This window comes from Neorhizobium sp. SHOUNA12A (assembly GCF_023006505.1).
Classification (GTDB): domain Bacteria; phylum Pseudomonadota; class Alphaproteobacteria; order Rhizobiales; family Rhizobiaceae; genus Neorhizobium.
Window position 1 is genome coordinate 1 of record NZ_JALBGV010000095.1, and the last position, 20,050, is coordinate 20,050.

19 protein-coding genes and 1 pseudogene are annotated in these 20,050 nt (G+C 62.1%); 8 read left to right on the forward strand and 12 right to left on the reverse strand.

The window, feature by feature from the left end; all coding sequences use genetic code 11:
* The 4 genes and pseudogenes from MOV63_RS27630 to MOV63_RS27645 all read right to left on the reverse strand — a co-directional run.
* Nucleotides 1-376: pseudogene (locus MOV63_RS27630) on the reverse strand (MerR family transcriptional regulator); the annotation flags it as partial.
* Nucleotides 355-972, reverse strand: coding sequence for a MerR family transcriptional regulator (locus tag MOV63_RS27635; RefSeq protein ID WP_247038715.1), 618 nt, complete (start codon nucleotides 970-972; stop codon nucleotides 355-357). The pseudogene MOV63_RS27630 and the gene MOV63_RS27635, both read right to left, overlap by 22 nt.
* A 107-nt stretch (nucleotides 973-1,079) precedes the next feature.
* Nucleotides 1,080-3,776, reverse strand: a complete 2,697-nt coding sequence (locus MOV63_RS27640) for an EAL domain-containing protein (protein WP_247038717.1) — start codon at nucleotides 3,774-3,776, stop codon at nucleotides 1,080-1,082.
* 136 nt (nucleotides 3,777-3,912) lie between these two features.
* On the reverse strand, nucleotides 3,913-4,857 hold the full coding sequence (locus MOV63_RS27645) for a sensor domain-containing diguanylate cyclase (RefSeq protein ID WP_247038718.1): 945 nt from the start codon (nucleotides 4,855-4,857) through the stop codon (nucleotides 3,913-3,915).
* Between the two features lie 286 nt (nucleotides 4,858-5,143).
* Here MOV63_RS27645 and MOV63_RS27650 point away from each other — a divergent pair, with 286 nt between their 5' ends.
* From MOV63_RS27650 to MOV63_RS27670, 5 genes are all read left to right on the forward strand, one after another.
* Nucleotides 5,144-6,322 carry a benzoate/H(+) symporter BenE family transporter gene (locus MOV63_RS27650; protein ID WP_247038720.1) on the forward strand — a complete coding sequence of 393 codons (1,179 nt, stop codon included), beginning with the start codon at nucleotides 5,144-5,146 and terminating at the stop codon, nucleotides 6,320-6,322.
* A gap of 38 nt (nucleotides 6,323-6,360) precedes the next feature.
* On the forward strand, nucleotides 6,361-6,630 hold the full coding sequence (locus MOV63_RS27655; protein WP_247038722.1) for a BrnT family toxin: 270 nt from the start codon (nucleotides 6,361-6,363) through the stop codon (nucleotides 6,628-6,630).
* Nucleotides 6,611-6,847, forward strand: a complete 237-nt coding sequence (gene brnA, locus MOV63_RS27660) for a type II toxin-antitoxin system BrnA family antitoxin (protein WP_247038725.1) — start codon at nucleotides 6,611-6,613, stop codon at nucleotides 6,845-6,847. Before MOV63_RS27655 ends, brnA begins: the two co-directional genes overlap by 20 nt.
* Before the next feature lie 326 nt (nucleotides 6,848-7,173).
* Nucleotides 7,174-8,892, forward strand: coding sequence for a 2-isopropylmalate synthase (gene leuA / locus MOV63_RS27665; RefSeq protein ID WP_247038727.1), 1,719 nt, complete (start codon nucleotides 7,174-7,176; stop codon nucleotides 8,890-8,892).
* Between the two features lie 228 nt (nucleotides 8,893-9,120).
* On the forward strand, nucleotides 9,121-9,720 hold the full coding sequence (locus tag MOV63_RS27670) for a hypothetical protein (RefSeq protein WP_247038729.1): 600 nt from the start codon (nucleotides 9,121-9,123) through the stop codon (nucleotides 9,718-9,720).
* Between the two features lie 105 nt (nucleotides 9,721-9,825).
* On the opposite strand, the gene MOV63_RS27675 is transcribed toward MOV63_RS27670, so the two are convergent.
* The 3 genes from MOV63_RS27675 to MOV63_RS27685 all read right to left on the reverse strand — a co-directional run bounded on the left by MOV63_RS27675 (nucleotide 9,826) and on the right by MOV63_RS27685 (nucleotide 12,192).
* Nucleotides 9,826-10,671 carry an anti-sigma factor gene (locus tag MOV63_RS27675; protein ID WP_038544288.1) on the reverse strand — a complete coding sequence of 282 codons (846 nt, stop codon included), beginning with the start codon at nucleotides 10,669-10,671 and terminating at the stop codon, nucleotides 9,826-9,828.
* Between the two features lie 2 nt (nucleotides 10,672-10,673).
* On the reverse strand, nucleotides 10,674-11,153 hold the full coding sequence (locus tag MOV63_RS27680; protein WP_247038730.1) for an RNA polymerase sigma factor: 480 nt from the start codon (nucleotides 11,151-11,153) through the stop codon (nucleotides 10,674-10,676).
* An 85-nt stretch (nucleotides 11,154-11,238) separates the two neighbouring features.
* Nucleotides 11,239-12,192, reverse strand: coding sequence for a metallophosphoesterase (locus tag MOV63_RS27685; RefSeq protein ID WP_038549459.1), 954 nt, complete (start codon nucleotides 12,190-12,192; stop codon nucleotides 11,239-11,241).
* Nucleotides 12,193-12,257: 65 nt separating this feature from the next.
* Between MOV63_RS27685 and MOV63_RS27690 the strand changes: the two genes are divergently transcribed.
* Nucleotides 12,258-12,746 carry an NUDIX domain-containing protein gene (locus MOV63_RS27690; protein WP_247038732.1) on the forward strand — a complete coding sequence of 163 codons (489 nt, stop codon included), beginning with the start codon at nucleotides 12,258-12,260 and terminating at the stop codon, nucleotides 12,744-12,746.
* 196 nt (nucleotides 12,747-12,942) lie between these two features.
* Here MOV63_RS27690 and MOV63_RS27695 read toward each other — a convergent pair whose 3' ends face one another.
* Complete coding sequence (locus MOV63_RS27695; protein WP_247038733.1) at nucleotides 12,943-13,932, reverse strand: glutathione S-transferase family protein; 990 nt, start codon at nucleotides 13,930-13,932, stop codon at nucleotides 12,943-12,945.
* Nucleotides 13,933-14,194: 262 nt separating this feature from the next.
* On the opposite strand from MOV63_RS27695, the gene MOV63_RS27700 reads away from it, so the two are divergent.
* Nucleotides 14,195-14,713, forward strand: coding sequence for a GNAT family N-acetyltransferase (locus tag MOV63_RS27700; RefSeq protein WP_038544279.1), 519 nt, complete (start codon nucleotides 14,195-14,197; stop codon nucleotides 14,711-14,713).
* A gap of 77 nt (nucleotides 14,714-14,790) precedes the next feature.
* Nucleotides 14,791-16,104: an MFS transporter gene (locus MOV63_RS27705; RefSeq protein ID WP_247038736.1), complete on the forward strand. Its 1,314-nt coding sequence runs from the start codon at nucleotides 14,791-14,793 to the stop codon at nucleotides 16,102-16,104.
* Between the two features lies 1 nt (nucleotide 16,105).
* On the opposite strand, the gene MOV63_RS27710 is transcribed toward MOV63_RS27705, so the two are convergent.
* The 4 genes from MOV63_RS27710 to MOV63_RS27725 all read right to left on the reverse strand — a co-directional run.
* Nucleotides 16,106-16,525, reverse strand: coding sequence for an N-acetyltransferase (locus MOV63_RS27710; protein WP_247038738.1), 420 nt, complete (start codon nucleotides 16,523-16,525; stop codon nucleotides 16,106-16,108).
* Nucleotides 16,526-16,567: 42 nt separating this feature from the next.
* Complete coding sequence (locus tag MOV63_RS27715; protein ID WP_247038740.1) at nucleotides 16,568-16,984, reverse strand: GNAT family N-acetyltransferase; 417 nt, start codon at nucleotides 16,982-16,984, stop codon at nucleotides 16,568-16,570.
* A 3-nt stretch (nucleotides 16,985-16,987) separates the two neighbouring features.
* A complete protein-coding gene (locus MOV63_RS27720) occupies nucleotides 16,988-19,054 on the reverse strand; it encodes a membrane protein (protein ID WP_038588374.1) in 2,067 nt (688 codons plus the stop codon).
* A gap of 12 nt (nucleotides 19,055-19,066) precedes the next feature.
* Nucleotides 19,067-20,050, reverse strand: a 984-nt coding sequence (locus tag MOV63_RS27725; protein ID WP_247038742.1) for a DUF4159 domain-containing protein, incomplete at its 5' end; no start/stop codon positions are given.

Here is a 20,050-nt window from a genome sequence, read left to right on the forward strand (position 1 = left end):
CAAGGCAGGTGGCGACGGCCTCGTAACCCGGCGCGCCCGGAATGGGTGCAACGCGGCTCGGCGGGCTGTGGTTGGCGGGGCAGAGGATGATTGCCTCGTCCGGTCCGACGGCGCCGAGATCGAGGATCGCCGAGGAACGGGTCATGATGAAGAGCGGGCAGACGCCGGGACCGCGGTTGCGCAGATAGACGGAGACTGCTTCCTGCGATGTCTGGTCCAGACCCTGCTCGATCATGTCGATGACCGGGATGCGGGCCGCGTCGGCTTCGATCGCGACAAGGAGGGCGGTGAGGGCAGGCGTCACGGCTGCACCTTCCTCAACGAGCCAGGCGAGCGCCTGCTCGACGCGCTGCTTCAGCGCCGGATCGGTTTCCATCCGTGCCCGGGCCTCGGCGGCATCGTTGGCGGCGCGATCGAGGTCGATGAAGACCGCTCCCGGCAGATGTTCGGCGATCGCCTTGGCGAACCGAGTCTTGCCGCTGCCGAGAGGCCGATGATGTAGTTGAGCGGCCTTATGTCCCGGAGTTCGAAGCGTTCGCCGCCCCAGGGCCAGGGAAGGTCGAAAGCCGCGACGATCTCGGCCGCCGGCCGCGCTAGCCGCGTCAACTCGTGCAGCCCCGGCGGTTCGCCGCCGGCAAGGCCCGCGCGCAGATTGCGGACTTTTTCGACCGTTTCGGCGATCCTTCGGGCCTCCGCTTCGAGCTTCGCCTGATGGGCGGCAAGTGCTGGAGCGAGTTCCTGTGCCTCGCCTTTCAGCACGCGCGCCACCTGCGCGAGGCTGAGGCCGAGGGCTCGCAATGCGGCGATCTCGCCGGCGCGGGTCATTTCGACCGGGCCGTAGGTCCGCCATCCGGCGGCGGTGCGGACAGGGGCGATCAGGCCCCGCTGTTCATAAAGGCGCAGCGCCTTTGGCGATATGCCGAGCCGTTCGGCGGCGTCGGACGGGCTCAGGTAATGTGCGGAAGAACTCAAGGAATCACCTCGTCGGTTGTTGACCGCTCCTCCTATCGGGGCAGCCCCAGGGGCCGGGTCAACAGGTGTTTTGCGAAGTTTCGATTTTTTTCCGGCGGCGGCCCCGCTCAGTCGACCAGCGCCGTCGATGACGCGAACCGTGAATGGTTGCCGGCCTCCCAATCGATCGCGAATGTGATGAACTCGTTGGCCGGCATCGGCTTTGCGAAGACGTAACCCTGCAGGGTCTGGCAGCCGAGGCTGCGCAGGATGTCCACATGGGCTGCCGTCTCCACCCCTTCGGCAACGATCTCAATGCCCTGTGAGCGACCTATCTCGATAATCGAGGCGACCAGCCGGCGTTGAGAGCCGGCAGCTTCGAGCGGGGCAATCAGCTTGCGGTCGATTTTCAGCCGCTTGGGCCCGAGTTCGATAAGGCTGACGATCGAAGCGTGGCCGGTGCCGAAATCGTCGATCTCGATATCGATGCCGAGCGCCTTGAGGCTGAGGATCGCGGACCTCAGCTCCTTGTCCTGATCTTCGAAGGAAATCGATTCGAGAAGTTCGAACGACAGGGTCCCGGGGAGGATCGGCAGTTCAGCCAGTCGTTTGAACAGCCTTTCGTCTTTCAGGCGCTGCGCCGAGATGTTGACGGAGAGATGCGGGATGTCGAGCCCGAGTGCACGCCATCTCACCGACTGGAAGAGCGCCTTTTCAAGGATGATCGCATCGATATCGGCCGACCGGTGCAAGCTCTCGGCGATCGCCAGGAAACTGTCCGGCGCCAGCAGGCCGCGTTTGGGATGCTGCCAGCGCGCCAGCGCCTCGACACCGACGATAGCGAGCGAATGCGCGTCGAATTGCGGCTGGAAGAAAGGGATGATCTGGTCGCCTTCGAGCGCCGTCAAGAATTCGTCGGACATGCGCTTGCGCAGCACCACTGCCGAGCGCAGTTCCTTGGAGAACAGCTCGACGCGGTTGCGGCCGCGCTTCTTGGCCTCATAGAGCGCGATATCGGCATTGATCAGCAATTGGCTCAGTTCTTCGCCGGCTGCGGTCTGGCAGGCGATGCCGGCGCTGCAGCCGATGCGACATTGATGCCCGTCGATATCGATGGGGCGGGCAAGCGTGCTGACGATCGACTGAGCGAGATATTCGGCCCGGCGTTGCGGCTCAGCGCCCCCGGTTACGACGACGAATTCGTCACCGCCGATGCGCGAGGCGAACTCGTCGTGGTCAATCAGTTCGAGCAGGCGGGACGTGGTGGCCTTCAGGACCGCGTCGCCCGCCGCATGGCCGAGCGTATCGTTGACTTCCTTGAAGCGATCGAGATCGATGTGGATGAATGCCAGCCGGTGACCTGCAGCCTGTTTCTCCCCGGCAGTCATGAACTGGTCGAGGAAGCGCCGGTTCGGCAGGCCCGTCAAGGCGTCGTGCAGCGACTGATGTTCGAGCGTGCGCCTTGCCGAACGCAATTCGTCGTTCTGCAGTTCGGCCTTCGTCTGCGCCTGCCGCAGTTCGGAATGCAGCGTGACGTCCCTGGTAACGTCCCAATTGGCGCCGACGACCCGCTTGACGCCGCTCGCAGTCCGGTAGGTGGCGCCGTGTGCACGGATGTGACGGATCTCGCCGTTGCCGGACACGACGCGGAACTCGGTGCGGTAGCTCGTTTCGTTCTTGAGCGCGTCGCGGAAGTATGCTTCGGCGGCTTCCACGTCGTCGGGATGCAGCGCATTGCGCCAGTCCGCGTATTCGCGAACCGTGCGGTCCGGGGAAGAGTCGTAGAGCTCGCGCATGCGCCGATCCCAGATCAGCGTATCGGTCGAAGGTTCATATTCCCAGACGCCGACGCCCGAGGCCTGGAGCGCCAGTTCGAGGCGCTGGGACAGCGTTTCCAGCTGTTCCTCGCGCTGCTGCAGGGTGAGGATGTTGCCGTGGCGTTGCTTCATCAAGAGGCCCGCCCAGAGGAGCGGCGCGGCGATGCAGAAGGCGATTAGAAGGGCGGTGACCCGGAAGCCGAACATGTCCAGCGGCGAGCCCTCCCATCCGCCCTTCGGGACTGCTGCGAGATACCAGGTGTCGTAACCGAGCTCGATCCTTGATTTGACCGGATCTTGCGAAAATATCGCACCGTTTCCGAGGAAGATGTCGCGCTCGGCGGGGATGGGCCGCTGCGAGATTGCGATGTTCAGCGTCTGCCGCTGGGTATTGACGTTGCTGTCCGTATAGAGCCGATCGAGATCGATGACCGCCGAAACGACACCCCAGAACCGGCCGTTGGCAAGCGAGAAGACCGGATAGCGCGCAATCAGCCCCTGGCCGCCCTGCACCAGATTGACCGGGCCGGTGATGACGAGCGTCCGCCGCTCGACCGCTCTCATCACGGCATCCCGCTGCAGCTCGTTGGTGCGGTAGTCGAGGCCGAGGGCCTTCTTGTTCGCCTCTTCGGGATAGACCAGGCCGACCACCAGGTCCTTGGCGGCGACAACATTGCGCAGCTGTGACGGAACGTCGAAGACCCGCTCCGAAAGCGCCGTGAATTGGGGTTGGTTAATGTTCGGATTGGCGGCAATGGCGGCGACCAGTCCGTAGATCAGATTGACGTTGCCATGAATATTGGTCTCGAGACTTGCGGCCACTCTGGCGAGCTGCTCGGCCGCCTTGACCTGCTGTGCCACATGGTACTGCTCGCGTTTCTCGATATCGGCACGGACCACGCCGACCAGCAGGCCGGCGACCGCAAGGATGGCCGGGAAAAAATAGCCGAGGCCGAAGAACTGAAGACGAGACGATTTCGATTTCGAGAGAAATGGCAGCGAGGTCATGGAGATTTCCGATGGTGTCCCCCACTGTCGCCGACAAAATTTAAGATTGTCTAATTTACCTGCGTATCAACTACGCAACTATGTGCGGAAGAGGCACAAATTTTTCGTTTGTACGGAAATGGGACCTCGGCCGTGCCTATGCGGGGCTGATCCGGTTCCTGCCGGCACGCTTGGAACGGTAGAGGCCATCGTCGGCCCGTTTCAGAATGTCCTCGGAGGAGGCATCCGCCGACAGAAATTCGCTCAAGCCGCCGCTGATCGTGGCGTGGTGGCCGAGCGTCTCCCGGACCTCGGTTGCGACGCGCTGGCGCAGCCGGTTGGCGATGACGATGCCATGCTCCTGCCGGGTGGCGGGCATGACCACGACGAACTCGTCGCCGCCGAGGCGGGCGAGAAAGTCGGTCTTGCGCAATTCCAGGCGACAGACGCCGGCAATCGCTTTCAGAACAGCGTCGCCCATCGCATGTCCAAGCTCGTCGTTGACGGTCTTGAAGTGGTCGATGTCGAACATGAAAACGGATGTCGGGATATGCTCGTCGCGGAAAAGCTCGAACTTCAGGGCGAGCACGTCCATCAGCTTGCGGCGGTTGAAGAAGCCGGTCAGCGCGTCGGTCTCGCTCTGATGACGCAACTGGTTTTCGACGGCGTTCTTTTCGGTGATGTTGCTGGCGACCCAGACGATCGCATCCTCGCCGTCGACTTGGAAATCAAGCGCCTGCAGGCGCCCCTCGAACCAGATCGGATGTTCGGGACCGTCGTTCTGCAGCCCCTTCACGTCGCTGCCAGAGAGGCTGTATTCGATGATATGCAGGGCGCGCGAGGCGAGCGCCTTTTCGATCTCCCGCACAAACCGTTCCGCCTTCTCGAAGGCGAGGACGTCATAGAGGCTCTTGCCAACGAGATAGCTGCCCTCATGATAATAGCGCGTGTCCTTGCCGCCGAAGAGCGCGGCATAACGGCCGCTGCGGGTGAGGACGAAACAGGGGTCCGGGAGCGCCGACAGAATGAAATAGAGCTGATCGCGGGAAAAGGCGGTTTCCCGTCCGATCTCGATCTCTGGCGCAAGGTGAGCTGCCGTCATTGCTTTTCCCGGGGCGTTGATGCAATCCGGGCTGCATGGCCGGACCGACCGGAAGCAACGGGCGCACGGTCCGGAGACTACCGCCAAACTCCTTCCAAATTATCAACAGATGCGAATATTCGCAGGCACGAATAAAGGCAGGAGCGGCAGCCGGCAAAGAACAAATGGCTGGCTGCAGCCATGGCTTTTCCATCTCGGCCGTACCCTTTTGCGGCAAACGCACCTTGCCTTTGCCGGCGGGCCTATGTTCGATTGCGGACTTTCAAATTCATGAGTCCCCGCCCGCATGTTCAAGGATTTTTCCGTTTCAGCCCTGATGATGGGATTGCTCACTGCCTTTGTCGGGTTCATCAGCTCGTTTGCGGTCATCATGCAGGGGCTGCAGACGATGGGTGCGACCGCACCGGAAATCGCCTCGGCGCTCTTGGCGCAATCGATCTCGATGGGCTTGCTGGCGATCGTGTTCTCGAGCTGGTATCGGATGCCGATCAGCATCGCCTGGTCGACGCCGGGGGCAGCGCTTCTATCCGGCATCAGCGTGATCGAGGGCGGATTTCCGGCCGTTGTCGGCGCCTTCGTGGTCTGCGGCGTGCTGATCATTCTCTCCGGCCTGTTCCGGCCGCTCAGCCGGGCGATCCGGCTGATCCCGGCGCCGCTCGCCAATGCCATGCTGGCCGGCATTCTCCTCAGCCTTTGCCTCGCGCCGGTGAAAGCTGTCGCCTTCAATGCGGCGCTCGGCCTGCCGATCGTGCTGACCTGGATGGTCGTGGTTTCGAGATGGCGTCTCTGGGCGGTGCCGGCCTCGCTCGGCGCGCTGATCCTGGTGCTGGTCTTCGGCGTCGAGCTTCCCTCGGACGCGATGGCGCAGATCGGTCAGGCGATCCATCCGAGCCTCACCTTCGTCACGCCGGTCTTCACCCTGCATGGGGTGATCTCGGTGGCGCTGCCTCTGTTCATCGTCACCATGGCCTCGCAGAACATTCCCGGCATGGCGATCCTGAGAGTGCATCACTACGAGCCACCGGCGGGCGTGATGTTTGTCGGCACCGGCATCTTCTCGATCCTCGGCGGGCTGGTCGGCGGCGTGCCGGTCAACATGGCGGCGATCACGGCGGCGATGTGCGCCAGCGAGGATGCCCACCCCGACCCCGCCAAACGCTACTGGGCGGCGATCCTTGCCGGCTTCGGTTATATCGTGTTCGGCCTGATCGCCGGCGGCATCATCGCCTTCGTGTCGCTGGCGCCGCCGATCCTGCTGCAGGCGGTGGCGGGTCTCGGCCTCATCGGCGCCTTTGCCAATGCGGCCTTTGCGGCCTATCGCGACCCGGAAACGCGCGAAGCCGCGGCGATCACCTTCCTCGTGACGGCGTCGGGTCTTTCGTTTGCGGGGATTTCCGGGCCTTTCTGGGGGCTCGTCGCCGGCGGCGTGATGATGGGATTGCAGAGCCTCGTCAAGCGTGCTTGAATGACTGGAAATGGTATAATTTCTATATTATATTGGTCATGAAGTTCGAATTCGATCCTGACAAGAGCGCCACGAACAAGGATAAGCACGGAATCGATTTCGTGGAGGCGCAAGCGCTATGGGCGGATGAGAATCTATTCATCATGCTGGCCAAGGATGATCAGGAGCCACGTTTCATGGCGATCGGAGAAATAGGAGACAAGCTGTGGTCTGCCATCTGCGTCCATCGCGGAAACAGGATCAGAATTATCTCCGTCCGCCGGTCGCGCAAGCTTGAGGTAGAGATTTATGAAAGCCAGCAAACTTGACGAGATCTTTGACAAGGGTGAGGAAGACGTCCTTGAGTATTTCGATGTCGCCAAAGGATATCGCCCCAATCTCGAACCCAAGCGCGTCAATATCGATTTTCCGACCTGGGTCGTGAACGGGCTGGATCAGGAGGCGCAGCGTCTTGGTGTTACGCGGCAGTCGCTGGTGAAACTCTGGATCGCCGAACGGCTTGAGGCAAGACGCCAAGGCAAGTGAAAGCCCACTTGCCTCTCTTCCACTCTGAGGTTATACACTTCGCCCATGACCATGACAGGCGCAATCATGTCCGACCGTTCGTCTACCCGCTGCATTGCGGCCGGGACGATGGTATTTGCGCTTTCCTCGCTTCTTAGCCTCGACCTTACGCGCGGTTGCCGGGTCCGTTGAGGAGCGCCCGGCGGCCGAAAGCCCGCCCGGCATAAGAGCTCCTCTCACGAACATTCAAGACCGAGCCACAAAAGACCGCTAAAGGTCCGCATCGACGACGGCCAATTCCTCAGATGGATGCCGAGCGACGCGTGAAGCGAGAAGAGACGACGACAATGGACGCCAAGACCAATTCCCCTGTTTCCGGCCCGAAATCCGGCATGCCCGACGCGGCAGTGAAATATCGCGCCTACCCGACCATCAACATTCCCGACCGCACCTGGCCTTCGAAGGTCATCGACAAGGCGCCGATCTGGTGTTCGGTCGACCTGCGCGATGGCAACCAGTCGCTGGTCAACCCGATGGGCCATGACCGCAAGGCCCGCATGTTCCGCATGCTGCTCGACATGGGCTTCAAGGAAATCGAGATCGGCTTCCCGTCCGCCTCGCAGACCGATTTCGATTTTGCCCGCTGGTGCGTGGAAGAGGCCGGCGTGCCGGAAGATGTGTCCATGCAGGTGCTGGTCCAGTGCCGGCCGGAGCTGATCACGCGCACCTTCGAATCTCTGGAAGGCGCCGACAAGCCGATCATCCACTTCTACAATTCGACCTCCGAGCTGCAGCGCCGCGTGGTGTTCGCCAAGGACGTCGCCGGTATCAAGCAGATCGCGGTCGATGCGGCGAAGATGATCACCGACATGGCAGCGAAGGCGGGTGGCGGGTTTCGTTTCCAGTATTCGCCGGAAAGCTTTACCGGCACCGAACTGGAAGTGGCGTTGGAGATCTGCAATGCGGTCACCGAGGTGATCAGGCCGACTGCCGAGGACAAGCTGATCCTCAACCTGCCCTCGACGGTCGAGATGGCGACCCCGAACATCTATGCGGACCAGATCGAATGGATGTGCCGCAATCTCGACAACCGCGAGAACATCATCATCTCGCTGCATCCCCATAACGACCGCGGCACCGGCATTGCCGCGACCGAGCTCGGCCTGATGGCGGGTGCGGACCGTGTCGAGGGCACGTTGTTCGGCAATGGCGAACGCACCGGCAATGTCGACGTGGTGACACTCGCCTTGAACATGTACACGCAGGGTATCGATCCGGAACTCGACTGCTCCGATATCGAGCGGATCAAGGCGGTCTACGAATATTCCAACCAGATGGTCATTCCCGAACGGCATCCTTATGTCGGCGAACTGGTCTATACCGCCTTTTCCGGCTCACACCAGGATGCGATCAACAAGGGCATGAAGGCGATCAAAGTCGCCAACCATCCGATCTGGGAAGTGCCCTATCTGCCGATCGACCCGCGCGATGTCGGTCGCTCCTACGAGGCGATCATCCGCATCAACTCGCAGTCGGGCAAGGGCGGCATCGCCTATATCCTGGCGGAGGATTACGGCCTCAATCTGCCGCGCAACCTGCAGGTCGAGTTCCGCGAGGAAATCCAGCGGATCACCGATGAAGAGGGCGTGGAGCTTCCCGCCAGGCGCATCTACGAGAGCTTCATCGAGCGCTACGTGGAACAACCCGGCGCACGGCTGAAATTCGTCGACCACCACACCTATCCGGCAGGCACCGACCATAAAGGCATCCGCGTCGTCGCAGCCGAGATCATCGACGGCGGCGAGGCGAAGCGGATCGAAGGCAAGGGCACGGGGCCGATCGACGGGTTCATCAACGCACTCTCGACCTATCTCGGCGTCGAGCTGTCGGTCGCCGACTATTCCGAACATTCGCTGCAGCACGGCTCGAACGCGTCCGCCATCGCCTATGTGGAGATGGAGCATCCGAACGGAAAACTGTTCGGCGCCGGCATCAACAAGAACATCGTCGCGGCTTCGCTGGAGGCGATCGTTTCGGCGGCGAATAGGGTGATCGAGGGGCGCTGAGGAAGGTCAGGCCCCTAAAATTGCCGAGGGCCGCTCGGCTATCTGAGCGGCCTCGTAATTTTCGCAGGAAGTTTAGAAATGGATTTATTTTGCTCGCCTGACGTGCAATTTGCCCTTAGTGTGGGGGGCACCAAACGTAAGTGCCGGGAACCACAGCACGCATAGGACGCGAATTAATTTGTCATCACGTCTTGGCTATTCAGCTGATTTTATGAATAGGTTATTGCGGTGAGTAATGATGAATCGCCATACTTCAGTATATTCTCGATTCTGGATATTTCGAGGCTTTATTCTTTTAAAATTTTATTCCGAAGAACACTCATATGTTCATTTTTTATTTTTTTCATATTGGGTATTTTTATTGGGCTTTTCGGCTTTGACCATTCGTTCTGCGATGAAGTTTTGAATTCTGCCAATTCAGGTATCAATTCATTATTGGTACTTAAGCGAGAGACGCCTTTGTTGCGGTGCAGACTGATTTTATCATTATATATATTTCCGATTATCGTACTTTCTATTTCAGTTTTATTTTTTATTATGATGGTGCGCTATTTTTCTATATTTGCTCAGGTCGAGAACGGAAGTTATAAATTCCAGAATTTTATGAAGGAAAGCGTTTCGATTATGATTTTCTCTTTAGCCTTCTTGTTGGCTACATATTGGCATCCGCAGCAAGGGCGATATGGAGGCTCGGGTGAGGTTTTGCTTGGCGGCGCTTTTATCATCGTCTTTACGTCATTTGCTTGGTATATTTTTTGCGCTGTATTTCTTACTTTGATGATATTTACAGCAACATACCTCGGACAATTTCGAAAAAATAAATCCTGAACATTATTGACGGCTGTGCGGCCGTAATGCAGCCATTTTTGCTGACAGCTGCATCCACGTTTAGCGCGCTAAGGCAGCCTGGTGTTTCCGTATGTATGTCGTAGCCTAAATCAGCCCCGCCGCCTTGGCCGCGATATCATCCAGATCCGCCGCAGACGAGGGGCCGACGACCATGTAGGTGGCGAGCGGCGTGACCCAGGAGACGAGGCCGGTGTCGTTGCGGATTTCCTCGATCGAGCGGTTGCCCTCGGGCCGGGCCTTGGTGAAGGAAATGGCGATCACGTCGCCGTCCCCATCGCCGTCGGTGCGTCGGTAGAGAAGCTGGCCGACCGGCGCGCCGCCGGCAGCAAACAGGCGGGCACCCTGGAAGGTCAGGCCGCTGTCGCTGAGATCGGGGATACGAAAACCGACGCCGGTGTTGGTCGTCAGCCATTCGAGGATATCGGCTGGCCTTTCGGCCGGGATTTCGGCGAGATGATTGGTCTGGCGCGCATAGAGGCGGTAGTGGGCGATGATATCGTCCAGCCAGTCGCGGCTGCTGGTGCCGGGAATGGAAATCATCGAAAACTGCGGAGCCGCCGGGTTGCCGCCGATCATATAGCCGATACCGCCGCCGAGCACGAAAAGCAGGGCACAGGCGGCGACCGCCTGCAGGCCGGACGGCTTGAAGGAAAGCGTCGGGCGCGGCCCCTGCGGCAGGCGTATGGCCCGGCGCGGCAACGGCGCATTCTTGATGGTGCGCACCAGATTGAGCGGCACCGGTTCCTTCAGCATGTCGTCAAACGCGCGCCGGCCGAGATCGGCGCCGCGCTTCAGGGCATCTTGCAGGGACCGTGCCTGCGGATCGTTGACCAGCAGTTCCTCGACATCGTGCCGGTCCTGCTCGTCGATCTGGCCATCGATATGGGCGGAAAGCCGCAGTTCGAGCGACGACGGATGGGGGATGTTCATCCTCACGCTCTCCGCTCGCTCGTCTGGGCGGCGGCGGTGGCCAGGCTGAGACGTGCTGCGCAAAGACGGGCGGCGAAGAGATCCGGCTGGATGCCGAGGATGGCGGCGGCCTCGGCATAGGCGAACCCCTCCACGTCGGCGAGCAGGAAAACGCTTGCCAAGCCGTCCGGCAGGCAGACGAGGGCAGTCGACGGACGGGAGTTTTCGGCCGGGGAGGCATCGTCGGCAGCATGGATATCGGCGCGCCGGCGCTTCTTGGCCTCGTCGACGAAGGTGCTGCGGATCATGCTGAAAAGCCAGCTTTCCAGCCGGCCTTCGCCCTTCCAGTGATGGCTTTTCTGGATCGCCCGGCCAGCCGCTTCGCGCACCAGGTCATCGGCCTCGACAGCACTTCCCGTCAGCGTCAGCGCAAAACGGCGCAGGCGCGGCAGGAGCGCTACGAGATCGCGCCGAATGTCGGTCGATGGACTCGGTTGGGTCATGGATAGGAGCGGCTTACCTGTAATCTACTGCAATAAATAGCTATGACGAGATTGTGGCGATTCCGCAACAATCGCGCCATTGATTCTACAACATTCTCGCGACTTGCGGAATCGACATCGTCGCCGGCTCTTCGCCATAGAGGAGGCGGCTGTTGTCGAGCGCGACGCCGTCGCCCCATTCCGTCAGGCCGTAACGTTCGCAGAGCAGGTTCCAGGCGCCGGCTTCACCGGAAAGTGTGAAGAGGTTGTAGGCGGCGCGCGGCTTATGTCCGCCGGGGCCTTGGGATGCCGATGCGATGCCGACCACCGGCACGTTGCCGCTATGGCTTCGCAGCCAGTAGAGCGTGTTGAGATGCGTATGCCCGTGCAGTACCAGTTCGGCGCCGCCGGTGGAGATCGCTGCCGCGAAACGGCGGATGCCGAGCATGCGCTTGTGCGAAGAGGCGGCGCCGCGGATCGGGGGGTGGTGGATCAGCACGACCCTGAAGAGACCCTCGTCTCCCGCTTTCTTCAACAGGTTGACCGTTTCGCGCGCCTGCCGCGAGCCGTAATAACCGGACGCCGAAAAGGGCAGGGTGGCATTGGAGGTCGAGCAGCCGATGATGGCAAGCGGACCGCGCCGGCGCAGCGTCGGGAAGATATGATCCTCTTCCGGCCATTCGGCGGGGTCGTCGTCGCTCTTGATGAAGGGGTACCATTCGTTGACCGACTTGTCGTGCGCGCCGGGTACATAGGCGTCGTGGTTGCCGGGCACCACAGTCGTATCATAGGGGTCGCCGATCGTGCGCAGCCACTCGCCGGCAAGCCGCGTCTCGATCTTCGTCGCCAGGTTGACGAGATCGCCGGTGATGACCAACTGGTCCGGCTCGCGCGTCTTCAAATCGCTCAAAAGCAGGTCGAGCGTGTTGACGAAAAGGTGCTTGCGCCGATTGCGGTGCCAGTTCACAAAACCGGTGATCCGCTTCGAGAAAAGCTCGCGAAGCGTCAGGTTTGGAAGCGGCCCCAGATGGATGTCGGAAATATGCGCGAATTTGAACATGGCGCACACATAACGCATGAGCGCAGAAATCGTTATCGATTTTCTGGGCGCTCCCGGAGTTATGAATGAGTAGCGAAGGGGTGCCGGAAATCCGCAGTTGGCGCACTCGGATCGTCGTCTGGCTGCTGCACCGAGTCTTCATGCTGACGCGCGGCATGACGCTTGGCGTACGTGCCGCCTGTTTCGACGCAGAAGGCCGCATCTTTCTCGTTCGCCATACCTATGTGCCCGGCTGGTACATGCCGGGCGGCGGCGTCGAGCGCGGAGAGACGGTGCTCGATGCGCTGCGCAAGGAGTTGCGCGAGGAGGGCAATCTGGAAATCCGCGGAGAGATCACGCTTTTCCACGCCTACTACAACCGCAATGCCAGCAGGCGTGACCATGTGCTGTTCTATCGGGTGACCGTGGAGCAGACGAAACCGCGTGCGCCGGATCGGGAGATTGCCGAGAGCGGGTTCTTTACGCTTGATGCGCTGCCGGAGGAGACGACCGCGGCGACACTGCGGCGGTTGCGGGAATTGAAGGGCGAGGTGGAGCGGGCGGATTATTGGTGAGGTATCCCAGTTTGCCCCTCATCCGCCTGCCGGCACCTGCTCCCCGTTCTGACGGGGAGAAGGACAGATGCCGCACCGTCTCACCCTATCCGCAACGCTTTGGTTTAAAGAGGAGCGGGAGCTTGCCGCTTGCGTCCTTCGCCCCGCTTTGCGGGGAGAGGTGCCGGCAGGCGGATGAGGGGCGGGTGCGTCTCGATCAAGCCGCCCGCGTTACCTTCTCCCGCCCATGCGGCGCGTCGAGGTCCACTACCGGGCCGACGGGGACGATGCCGGTCGGGTTGATGGTCTTGTGGCTCTCATAATAGTGGTGCTTGATGTGGAACAGGTTGCAGGTCTCGGCGATGCCCGGTTGCTGATAGAGATCAGCGAGATAGCCGGACAGGTTCGGGTAGTCCGCGATGCGGCGGATGTTGCACTTGAAGTGCCCGACATAGACCGGATCGAAGCGTAAGAGCGTGGTGAACAAGCGCCAATCGGCTTCGGTCGTCGTCTCGCCGAACAGGTAACGGCTGCCCGAGAGGCGCTTTTCCAGCATGTCGAGCGTCTCGAACAGGCGGGTGACGGCACCCTCATAGGCGTCCTGGGCAGTTGCGAAACCGGCCTTGTAGACGCCGTTGTTGACGGTGTCGTAGACGACTGCATTGAGGTCATCGATCTCGCCGCGCAGCGCCTGCGGATAGAAATCCGCCGTCGAGCCGGTCAGGCCGTCGAAGGCGCCGTTGAACATGCGGATGATTTCCGAACTCTCGTTCGAGACGATGGTGTTCTCAAGCTTGTCCCAGAGGACGGGCACGGTGACGCGGCCGGAATAGTTCGGATCGGCCTTCAGGTAGACCTGGTAGAGATAGTCCGAGCCGAACAGGTCGTCGCCGGTGGCGCCGTCGCGTTTCTTGAACTCCCAGCCGTTCTCCAGCATCAGGTAGTCGACGACCGAGACCGAGATCAGGTCTTCGAGCTTCTTCAGCTTGCGGAAGATCAGGGTGCGGTGCGCCCAGGGACAGGCATAAGAGACGTATAGATGATAACGCCCGGCTTCAGCCTTGAAGCCTTGCTTGCCGGTAGGGCCGGCGGAACCATCGGCGGTCACCCAGTTGCGGAACTGCGATTCGGCGCGCTTGAAATGGCCCTTGTTTTCCTTGGTGCCGTACCAGACGTCCTGCCATTTTCCTTCGACGAGCCTGCCCATGGTTATCTCCTTGGATTTTCCTTGAGGTGATAGATACGGCACCGGCTGCCGAATACGAGGCAGGATTTTATGAACGGTGTGTTTTTGCGTTGGACGCGGGAAATTTTTCCTGCTAATTCGCTTTCCGGATTTTAAGGATACTTTCCTCTATGACCGAAGTGCGGACACTGCGACGACGCTGATCATCGACCACGACGCTAGAACAAGCGTCATCGATATCCCTTGTCCTGTCCGCTCTTTATCCTACGGCTTCGGTCCATCCATGTCTCAGCACAACGTTCTCTACAAGCACGACCTCGTTTACCTCACGGAAGATACGTCTCACGATGAGGTCATCGAACTCATCAACGCGGAAGCCTTCGGCCCCGGCCGGCATACCCGCGCCGCCGCCCGCATCCGCGAGCAGGGGCCGCATGACCGGACCCTCTCCTTCGTCTGCGCCGACGACGGCGAAACGATCGCTTCGGTCAGGATGACGCCGGTCCATGCGGGTTCGGTGAAGGGCCACCTGCTCGGGCCGCTCGCGGTCCGGCCGTCGCACAAGAACCGGGGCATCGGCCGCGAACTGGTGCGGATCGCCATCGAGGCGGCGAAACGCAAGGGTTCGGAAGCGGTGATCCTGGTCGGCGACCCGCCCTATTACGGCCCGCTCGGGTTCGAGAAGGTTGCCTATGGCGCACTGGAATTTCCGGGACCTGTCGATCCCGGCCGGGTTCTGGTCGTGCCGATCGCAGCCGACGTGCATGCGCGGCTCAAGGGCGTCATCGGCTGGCGCGGATAGGCCATTTCCTTTAAGCAGATGATGGATCGGTCGGTGAAAGCCGGCCGGAGGTGTCGTCGAAGCGAGGGACCGGGCGCATGACAGCAATCACCATGGACGAGGCGCTCGACCGCGCCGGAGCGGGGACCTATCAGCGGCGATTGATGGGCATTTTCGGGCTCGTCTGGGCGGCCGATGCCATGCAGGTTCTGGCGGTCGGTTTCACCGCTGCCTCGATCGCGGCAAGTTTCGGGCTGACCGTGCCGCAGGCCCTGCAAACCGGCACCGCCTTCTTCCTCGGCATGCTGCTCGGCGCGCTCGGTTTCGGCAGGCTCGCCGATCGGATCGGCCGGCGCCGGGTGCTGATCGTCACGGTCGCCTGCGATGCGGTGTTCGGTACGCTCTCCATCTTCGCGCCGGATTTCACCATCCTGCTTCTGCTGCGTTTCTTTACCGGCGCTGCGGTCGGCGGCACGCTGCCGGTCGACTACGCGATGATGGCGGAATTCCTGCCTGCCAGGAACCGCGGCCGCTGGCTGGTGCTGCTCGAAGGGTTCTGGGCGATTGGAACGCTGATCGTGGCGCTGGCTGCCTGGGCCGCAAGCCTTGCCGACGTCGCCGATGCCTGGCGTTATATCTTTGCGGTCACCGCCATTCCGGCGATCGCCGGCATCGGCCTGCGTTTCCTGGTGCCGGAATCGCCGCTCTACCTGATGCGCTCTGGGCGTCACGACGAGGCGAGGGTAATCGTCGACCGGATGCTCGCCGTCAACGGACACACGCCCCTCGGGGCAGGCACCAGCCTGGTCTCGCCGCCGCCGGTCAAGACGACCGGCATCTTTTCCGGCGAGCTTCGCCAGCGCAGCGTCATGATCCTGGCGATCTGGTTTCTTGTCTCCGTCTCTTATTACGGCGTCTTTACCTGGATGCCCGCGAAGCTCGCCGGCGAGGGGTTTGGTTTCGTGCGCGGTTACGGCTTTCTGGTACTGGTCGCACTTGCCCAGCTTCCGGGGTATGCGCTTGCCGCCTATGGTGTGGAAAAATGGGGCCGCAAGCCGACGCTGATCGGCTTCTGCCTGCTCTCGGCGCTCGGCTGCCTGATGTTTGTCGTCGCGCCGAGCGCCCTCCTGGTCGGGGCCGCGCTGCTGATCATGAGCTTTGCGCTGCTCGGCACCTGGGGTGCGCTTTACGCCTACACGCCTGAGCTCTATCCGACCGCGTCGCGGGCGACCGGCATGGGGGCAGCCGGCGCCATGGCGCGTCTCGGCGGACTGCTTGCGCCTTCGCTGGTCGGTTATGTGGTGGTTCAGGGGCTCGGCCTGACGATCGGCATCTTTGCCGGCCTGCTGGTGATCGCGGCGATTGCCGCCACGATGATCAATGCGGAAACGCGGCAGGTCTCTCTCGCCTGAGCTAGAGCCGCTTTTGCAGCCACGTCACCGAATGGCCTCCTTCGAGGCCTTTCAGCGTGCCGATCTCGGTATAACCCTGTTTCAGGTATAGCTTGAGCGCTTCCGGGTTCATCGTGTCGATATAAGCGCCGATCGCGCCGCGAGCTTTGGCTTCGGCTTCGGCCATGTCGAGCATGCGGGCGCCGAGGCCTTGGCCGCGCAACTCGTCCGGCACATAGAGCATCGAGATATAAAGCCAGCCGCGGCCGGTATAGCCGGTCAGCCCGCCGATGAGGTCGCCGTCCCCGTCATGCAGCGGCACCGCCAGTTCGCGGCGGTTGCTGGGGCCGAACGTTGCGGCATTGTGGGTCATCAGCCGTTCGAGGATGAAATCCTCCTCGTCGGCGTTCATGCCTTCGGTGAGTTTCAGGTCGATATCCATGCGGCGATTCTTCGTCCCCATTTTTCGGAGCGAATGGATAACCTACAGAGCTTTCCTGAGGAAGGTGCGGGTGCGGCCCTTCGGAAATTCCGGCAATTCGCCGAAGACTTCGTAGCCCTGGCGCATATAGGCCTTGCGGGCGAGCGGGCTGAACGTGTCGATCCAGGCGCCGTGGCAGCCGCGGGCGCGGGCTTCCTCCTCGGCTTGGCTGAGCAGCTTGCCGGCCATGCCTTCGCCCCGCAAGGCGTCGGGAATGAACAGCCACTGCGTGAACAGCCAGCCCCAGGCGGTGTAACCGGAAAGCCCGCCGATCACCTTGTCATCGATATCGCGGATCAGGACGGCGAGAGCTTTACGCTCCGACGGGCCGACATCGGCGTCGTTGAAGGCGGTCAGTCCTTCGCCGATCACGGCCAGTTCCTCGGGCGAGGGCGAGGCGGTCACATCAAACTGCGTCATATGTCAGCGACCCTCGCGCCACCACATGGCCGCGACCGCGAAGAGCAGCGCGGAGAGGCCGGCGAAACCGGCAAACAGCGGCAGCGTGTTGATGCCGCGCAGCACCGTCTCGTCGGTCATGCGGATGACCATGCGGTTGGGATCGTTGACGCGCACTTCGCCGCGAACCGGCAGGATGTCCGGCAGCGAAATACCATCGCCCGAGGCGATGCGGGTGACGAGGCCACGGGTCTTGTCGGCATAGGGTTTCAGCGTGCTCTCGGTCGAGATCATCGCCTTGAATTCCGGCGCGTCCACCGTGCCGACATGTACGAGCGTCGAGAACTGGCCGTTGGTGACTTCGAACAGGCCGGTCTCTTCCATACGGCGTTCCAGCCGGTACTGGCCGGGGCCGGCAGCCGTCATCGGCACGGTCTCGGTACGGCCGGACGGGTATTTGATCGTCGCGGGACCCGGATCGTCGCCGATCGTCTGGCGGGTCGCTTCGAGCGTGCGGCCGACGGCGCGGGCGGTCAGCGCTTCTTCTTCCAGCTCCGGTTCCTTCATCAGCCAGTGGGCGATGCGGCGATAGAGCGACACATGCGGGCCGCCGCCTTCGAAACCGCGAGCCCAGAGCCAGCCCTGGTCGGAGAGCAGCATGGCGACGCGGCCTTCGCCCTGGCGGTTGAGGACGAGCAGCGGGCGGTCGCCGTCGCCTTCCATGACCGTCTGGCCCTGCGGCGTGTCGACGTCGATGGTGCGGAACCAGCGGCCCCAGGCGGGCGGATTCGAGTTGGAGCCGTCGAGGCCGCGGGTCACGGGGTGCTTTTCACCCTCCGGCGACAGATGCGGATAGAAGGCGGCGCTGTGGATTTCGCCGGTCGGGGCGGCCGGCAGGACCTGTTCGAGCGGCGTGGACGCAATCGAATCCTCGCCGGCATGCTCGGGGCCGGCGGCGATCAGCAGTGCGCCGCCATTGTTCACGTACTGGGCGATGTAATCGTAATAGAGGATCGGCAGCACGCCGCGATGCTTGTAGCGGTCGAAGATGATCAGGTCGAAATCCTTGATCTTCTCGACGAACAGTTCGCGGGTCGGGAAGGCGATCAGCGACAACTCGTTGATTGGCGTGCCGTCCTGCTTTTCCGGCGGCCGCAGAATAGTGAAGTGGACGAGGTCGACCGAGGCATCGGACTTCAAAAGGTTGCGCCAGGCGCGCTCGCCGGCATGCGGTTCGCCGGAGACGAGCAGCACACGTAGGTTCTGACGGATGCCGTCGATGACATGGACGGCGCGATTGTTGGCGATGGTCACCTCGCCCGGAAGCTCGGCGACCGAAAATTCCATGACGTTGTTGCCGCCGCGCGGAACCGTGAACGAGAAAGGCGTCTCCTGGCCGGGCGTGGCGCGCAGCGTCGCCGTCTGCTGGCCGTTCATGCGCACGGTGACCTGCGCCGGTCCGCCGCCGGTGCGGCCGTCGTCGAAGACCCGCAGCGTCAGTTCCTGTTCCTCGCCGACAATGCCAAAGCGCGGGGCGCGGACCACTTCAACGCGGCGGTCGAATTCGTCCGGCTTGCCGGTGATCAGGCCGTGGACGGGGGCGTTGAAGCCGAGGTCCTGGTTGATGCCGGGCAGGTCGTGGATCTGGCCGTCGGTCAGGAAAACCGCCCCGCCGATACGGGCCGGCGGCACGTCGGAAATGGCGGAACGCAGGGCAGTGAAGAGCTTTGTCGAGGGAGTGTCGGTATCGCCATCGTCATCGACCTCGACGATACGCGTCTCGATGCGCGGGTAGCGGGAGAAGCGGTCCTTGAGGCTTGCGAGCGCCTCGTCGGTCTGTTGCTTGCGCTGGGCGGTATCCTGGCTCTGCGAGCGGTCAACAATGACCGGCACGACGGTCGAAAGCTGGTCGCGGTCCTCCTGCAGCAGCGTCGGGTTGGCGAGCGCCAGGAGCAGGGCGGCGAGCGCCAGCGTGCGCAAGGCGGCGCCGCGAATGCCGCGCCAGAAGGAGAGGCCCGCGAGGATCAGCGCGAAGACACCGAGGGCGGCCAGGATCGGCCAGGAGAAAAAGGGGGCGAATTCGATGGTCATGTTCGGCTGTCCTTACTGGCCAAGCCGTTCGAGAAGCGCCGGGACATGCACCTGGTCGGCTTTGTAGTTGCCGGTCAGCATGTACATCATGATGTTGACGCCGGAGCGATAGGCATATTCGCGCTGCATCTCGTCCGGGGGCACGGTCGGCAGGACCGGGGCGCCCTGGCTGTCGACTGCCCAGGCACCGGCGAAATCATTGCCGGTGATCAGCAACGGGGTCACCCCGTCGCCGCTGGAGGAGAGCTGGGCGCCGGTGTTTTTCGCTTCCTGCCGTGCCTCGACCCAAAGCGGGCTGCCGGTATAACGACCGGGGAAGTTGGTGAGCAGGTAGAAGGAGCGGGTCAGCACGTGGTCGGTCGGCGTCGGCTCCAGCGGCGGGATGTCGATATTGGCGAGGATCGCCTGCAGGCGCTCGCCATTTGGCGTGGTGCCGCCACCGCCGAGCGACGAATATTGATCACGGGTGTCGAAGAGCACAGTGCCGCCATTGCGCATATAGGCGTCGATGCGGGAGATCGCCGCCTGCGACGGCATCGGCGCCGTGGCAGAGATGGGCCAGTAGATGATCGGGTAGAAGGCGAGCTCATCCTTGGTGATGTCGAGGCCGACCGGAGCGCCGGGTTCCAGCGTCGTGCGGTAGGTGAGGAACTGGCTGAGACCCTCGAGACCCTGTTCGGAAATCCGGTCGACATCCTGCTCGCCGGTGGTGACATAGGCGAGGTGGGTCGTGTCGAGCCGTTCGAGGATCTGCTCGTCACCCGGCTTGGCACCGGCACCGGGCGCCATTTCTTGCGCTTTGGATTGGCCGGGCGTCAAGGCGAAGAGGCCGAAGGCGAGGGCGGCGATCGCTGCTGCGGCAGCACCGCTCGGCCTGCGGCGTCCGCCGGAGCCACGCGAGAAAACGCCGTTCATGAAGAGCACCACAAGGCTGTCGAGGATCAGCAGTGCGAAGGCGGCGGCGAAAAGGGCGGGGCGCAGCGATACGGCTTCGCC

Coding starts and splice junctions, on each gene's coding strand:
- MOV63_RS27640 (WP_247038717.1), bottom strand. CDS start 3,776: ATGACCTCGCTGCCATTTCTCTCGAAATCGAAATCGTCTCGTCTTCAG.
- MOV63_RS27645 (WP_247038718.1), bottom strand. CDS start 4,857: ATGACGGCAGCTCACCTTGCGCCAGAGATCGAGATCGGACGGGAAACC.
- MOV63_RS27650 (WP_247038720.1), top strand. CDS start 5,144: ATGTTCAAGGATTTTTCCGTTTCAGCCCTGATGATGGGATTGCTCACT.
- MOV63_RS27655 (WP_247038722.1), top strand. CDS start 6,361: ATGAAGTTCGAATTCGATCCTGACAAGAGCGCCACGAACAAGGATAAG.
- brnA (WP_247038725.1), top strand. CDS start 6,611: ATGAAAGCCAGCAAACTTGACGAGATCTTTGACAAGGGTGAGGAAGAC.
- leuA (WP_247038727.1), top strand. CDS start 7,174: ATGGACGCCAAGACCAATTCCCCTGTTTCCGGCCCGAAATCCGGCATG.
- MOV63_RS27675 (WP_038544288.1), bottom strand. CDS start 10,671: ATGAACATCCCCCATCCGTCGTCGCTCGAACTGCGGCTTTCCGCCCAT.
- MOV63_RS27680 (WP_247038730.1), bottom strand. CDS start 11,153: ATGACCCAACCGAGTCCATCGACCGACATTCGGCGCGATCTCGTAGCG.
- MOV63_RS27685 (WP_038549459.1), bottom strand. CDS start 12,192: ATGTTCAAATTCGCGCATATTTCCGACATCCATCTGGGGCCGCTTCCA.
- MOV63_RS27690 (WP_247038732.1), top strand. CDS start 12,258: ATGAGTAGCGAAGGGGTGCCGGAAATCCGCAGTTGGCGCACTCGGATC.
- MOV63_RS27695 (WP_247038733.1), bottom strand. CDS start 13,932: ATGGGCAGGCTCGTCGAAGGAAAATGGCAGGACGTCTGGTACGGCACC.
- MOV63_RS27700 (WP_038544279.1), top strand. CDS start 14,195: ATGTCTCAGCACAACGTTCTCTACAAGCACGACCTCGTTTACCTCACG.
- MOV63_RS27705 (WP_247038736.1), top strand. CDS start 14,791: ATGACAGCAATCACCATGGACGAGGCGCTCGACCGCGCCGGAGCGGGG.
- MOV63_RS27710 (WP_247038738.1), bottom strand. CDS start 16,525: ATGGATATCGACCTGAAACTCACCGAAGGCATGAACGCCGACGAGGAG.
- MOV63_RS27715 (WP_247038740.1), bottom strand. CDS start 16,984: ATGACGCAGTTTGATGTGACCGCCTCGCCCTCGCCCGAGGAACTGGCC.
- MOV63_RS27720 (WP_038588374.1), bottom strand. CDS start 19,054: ATGACCATCGAATTCGCCCCCTTTTTCTCCTGGCCGATCCTGGCCGCC.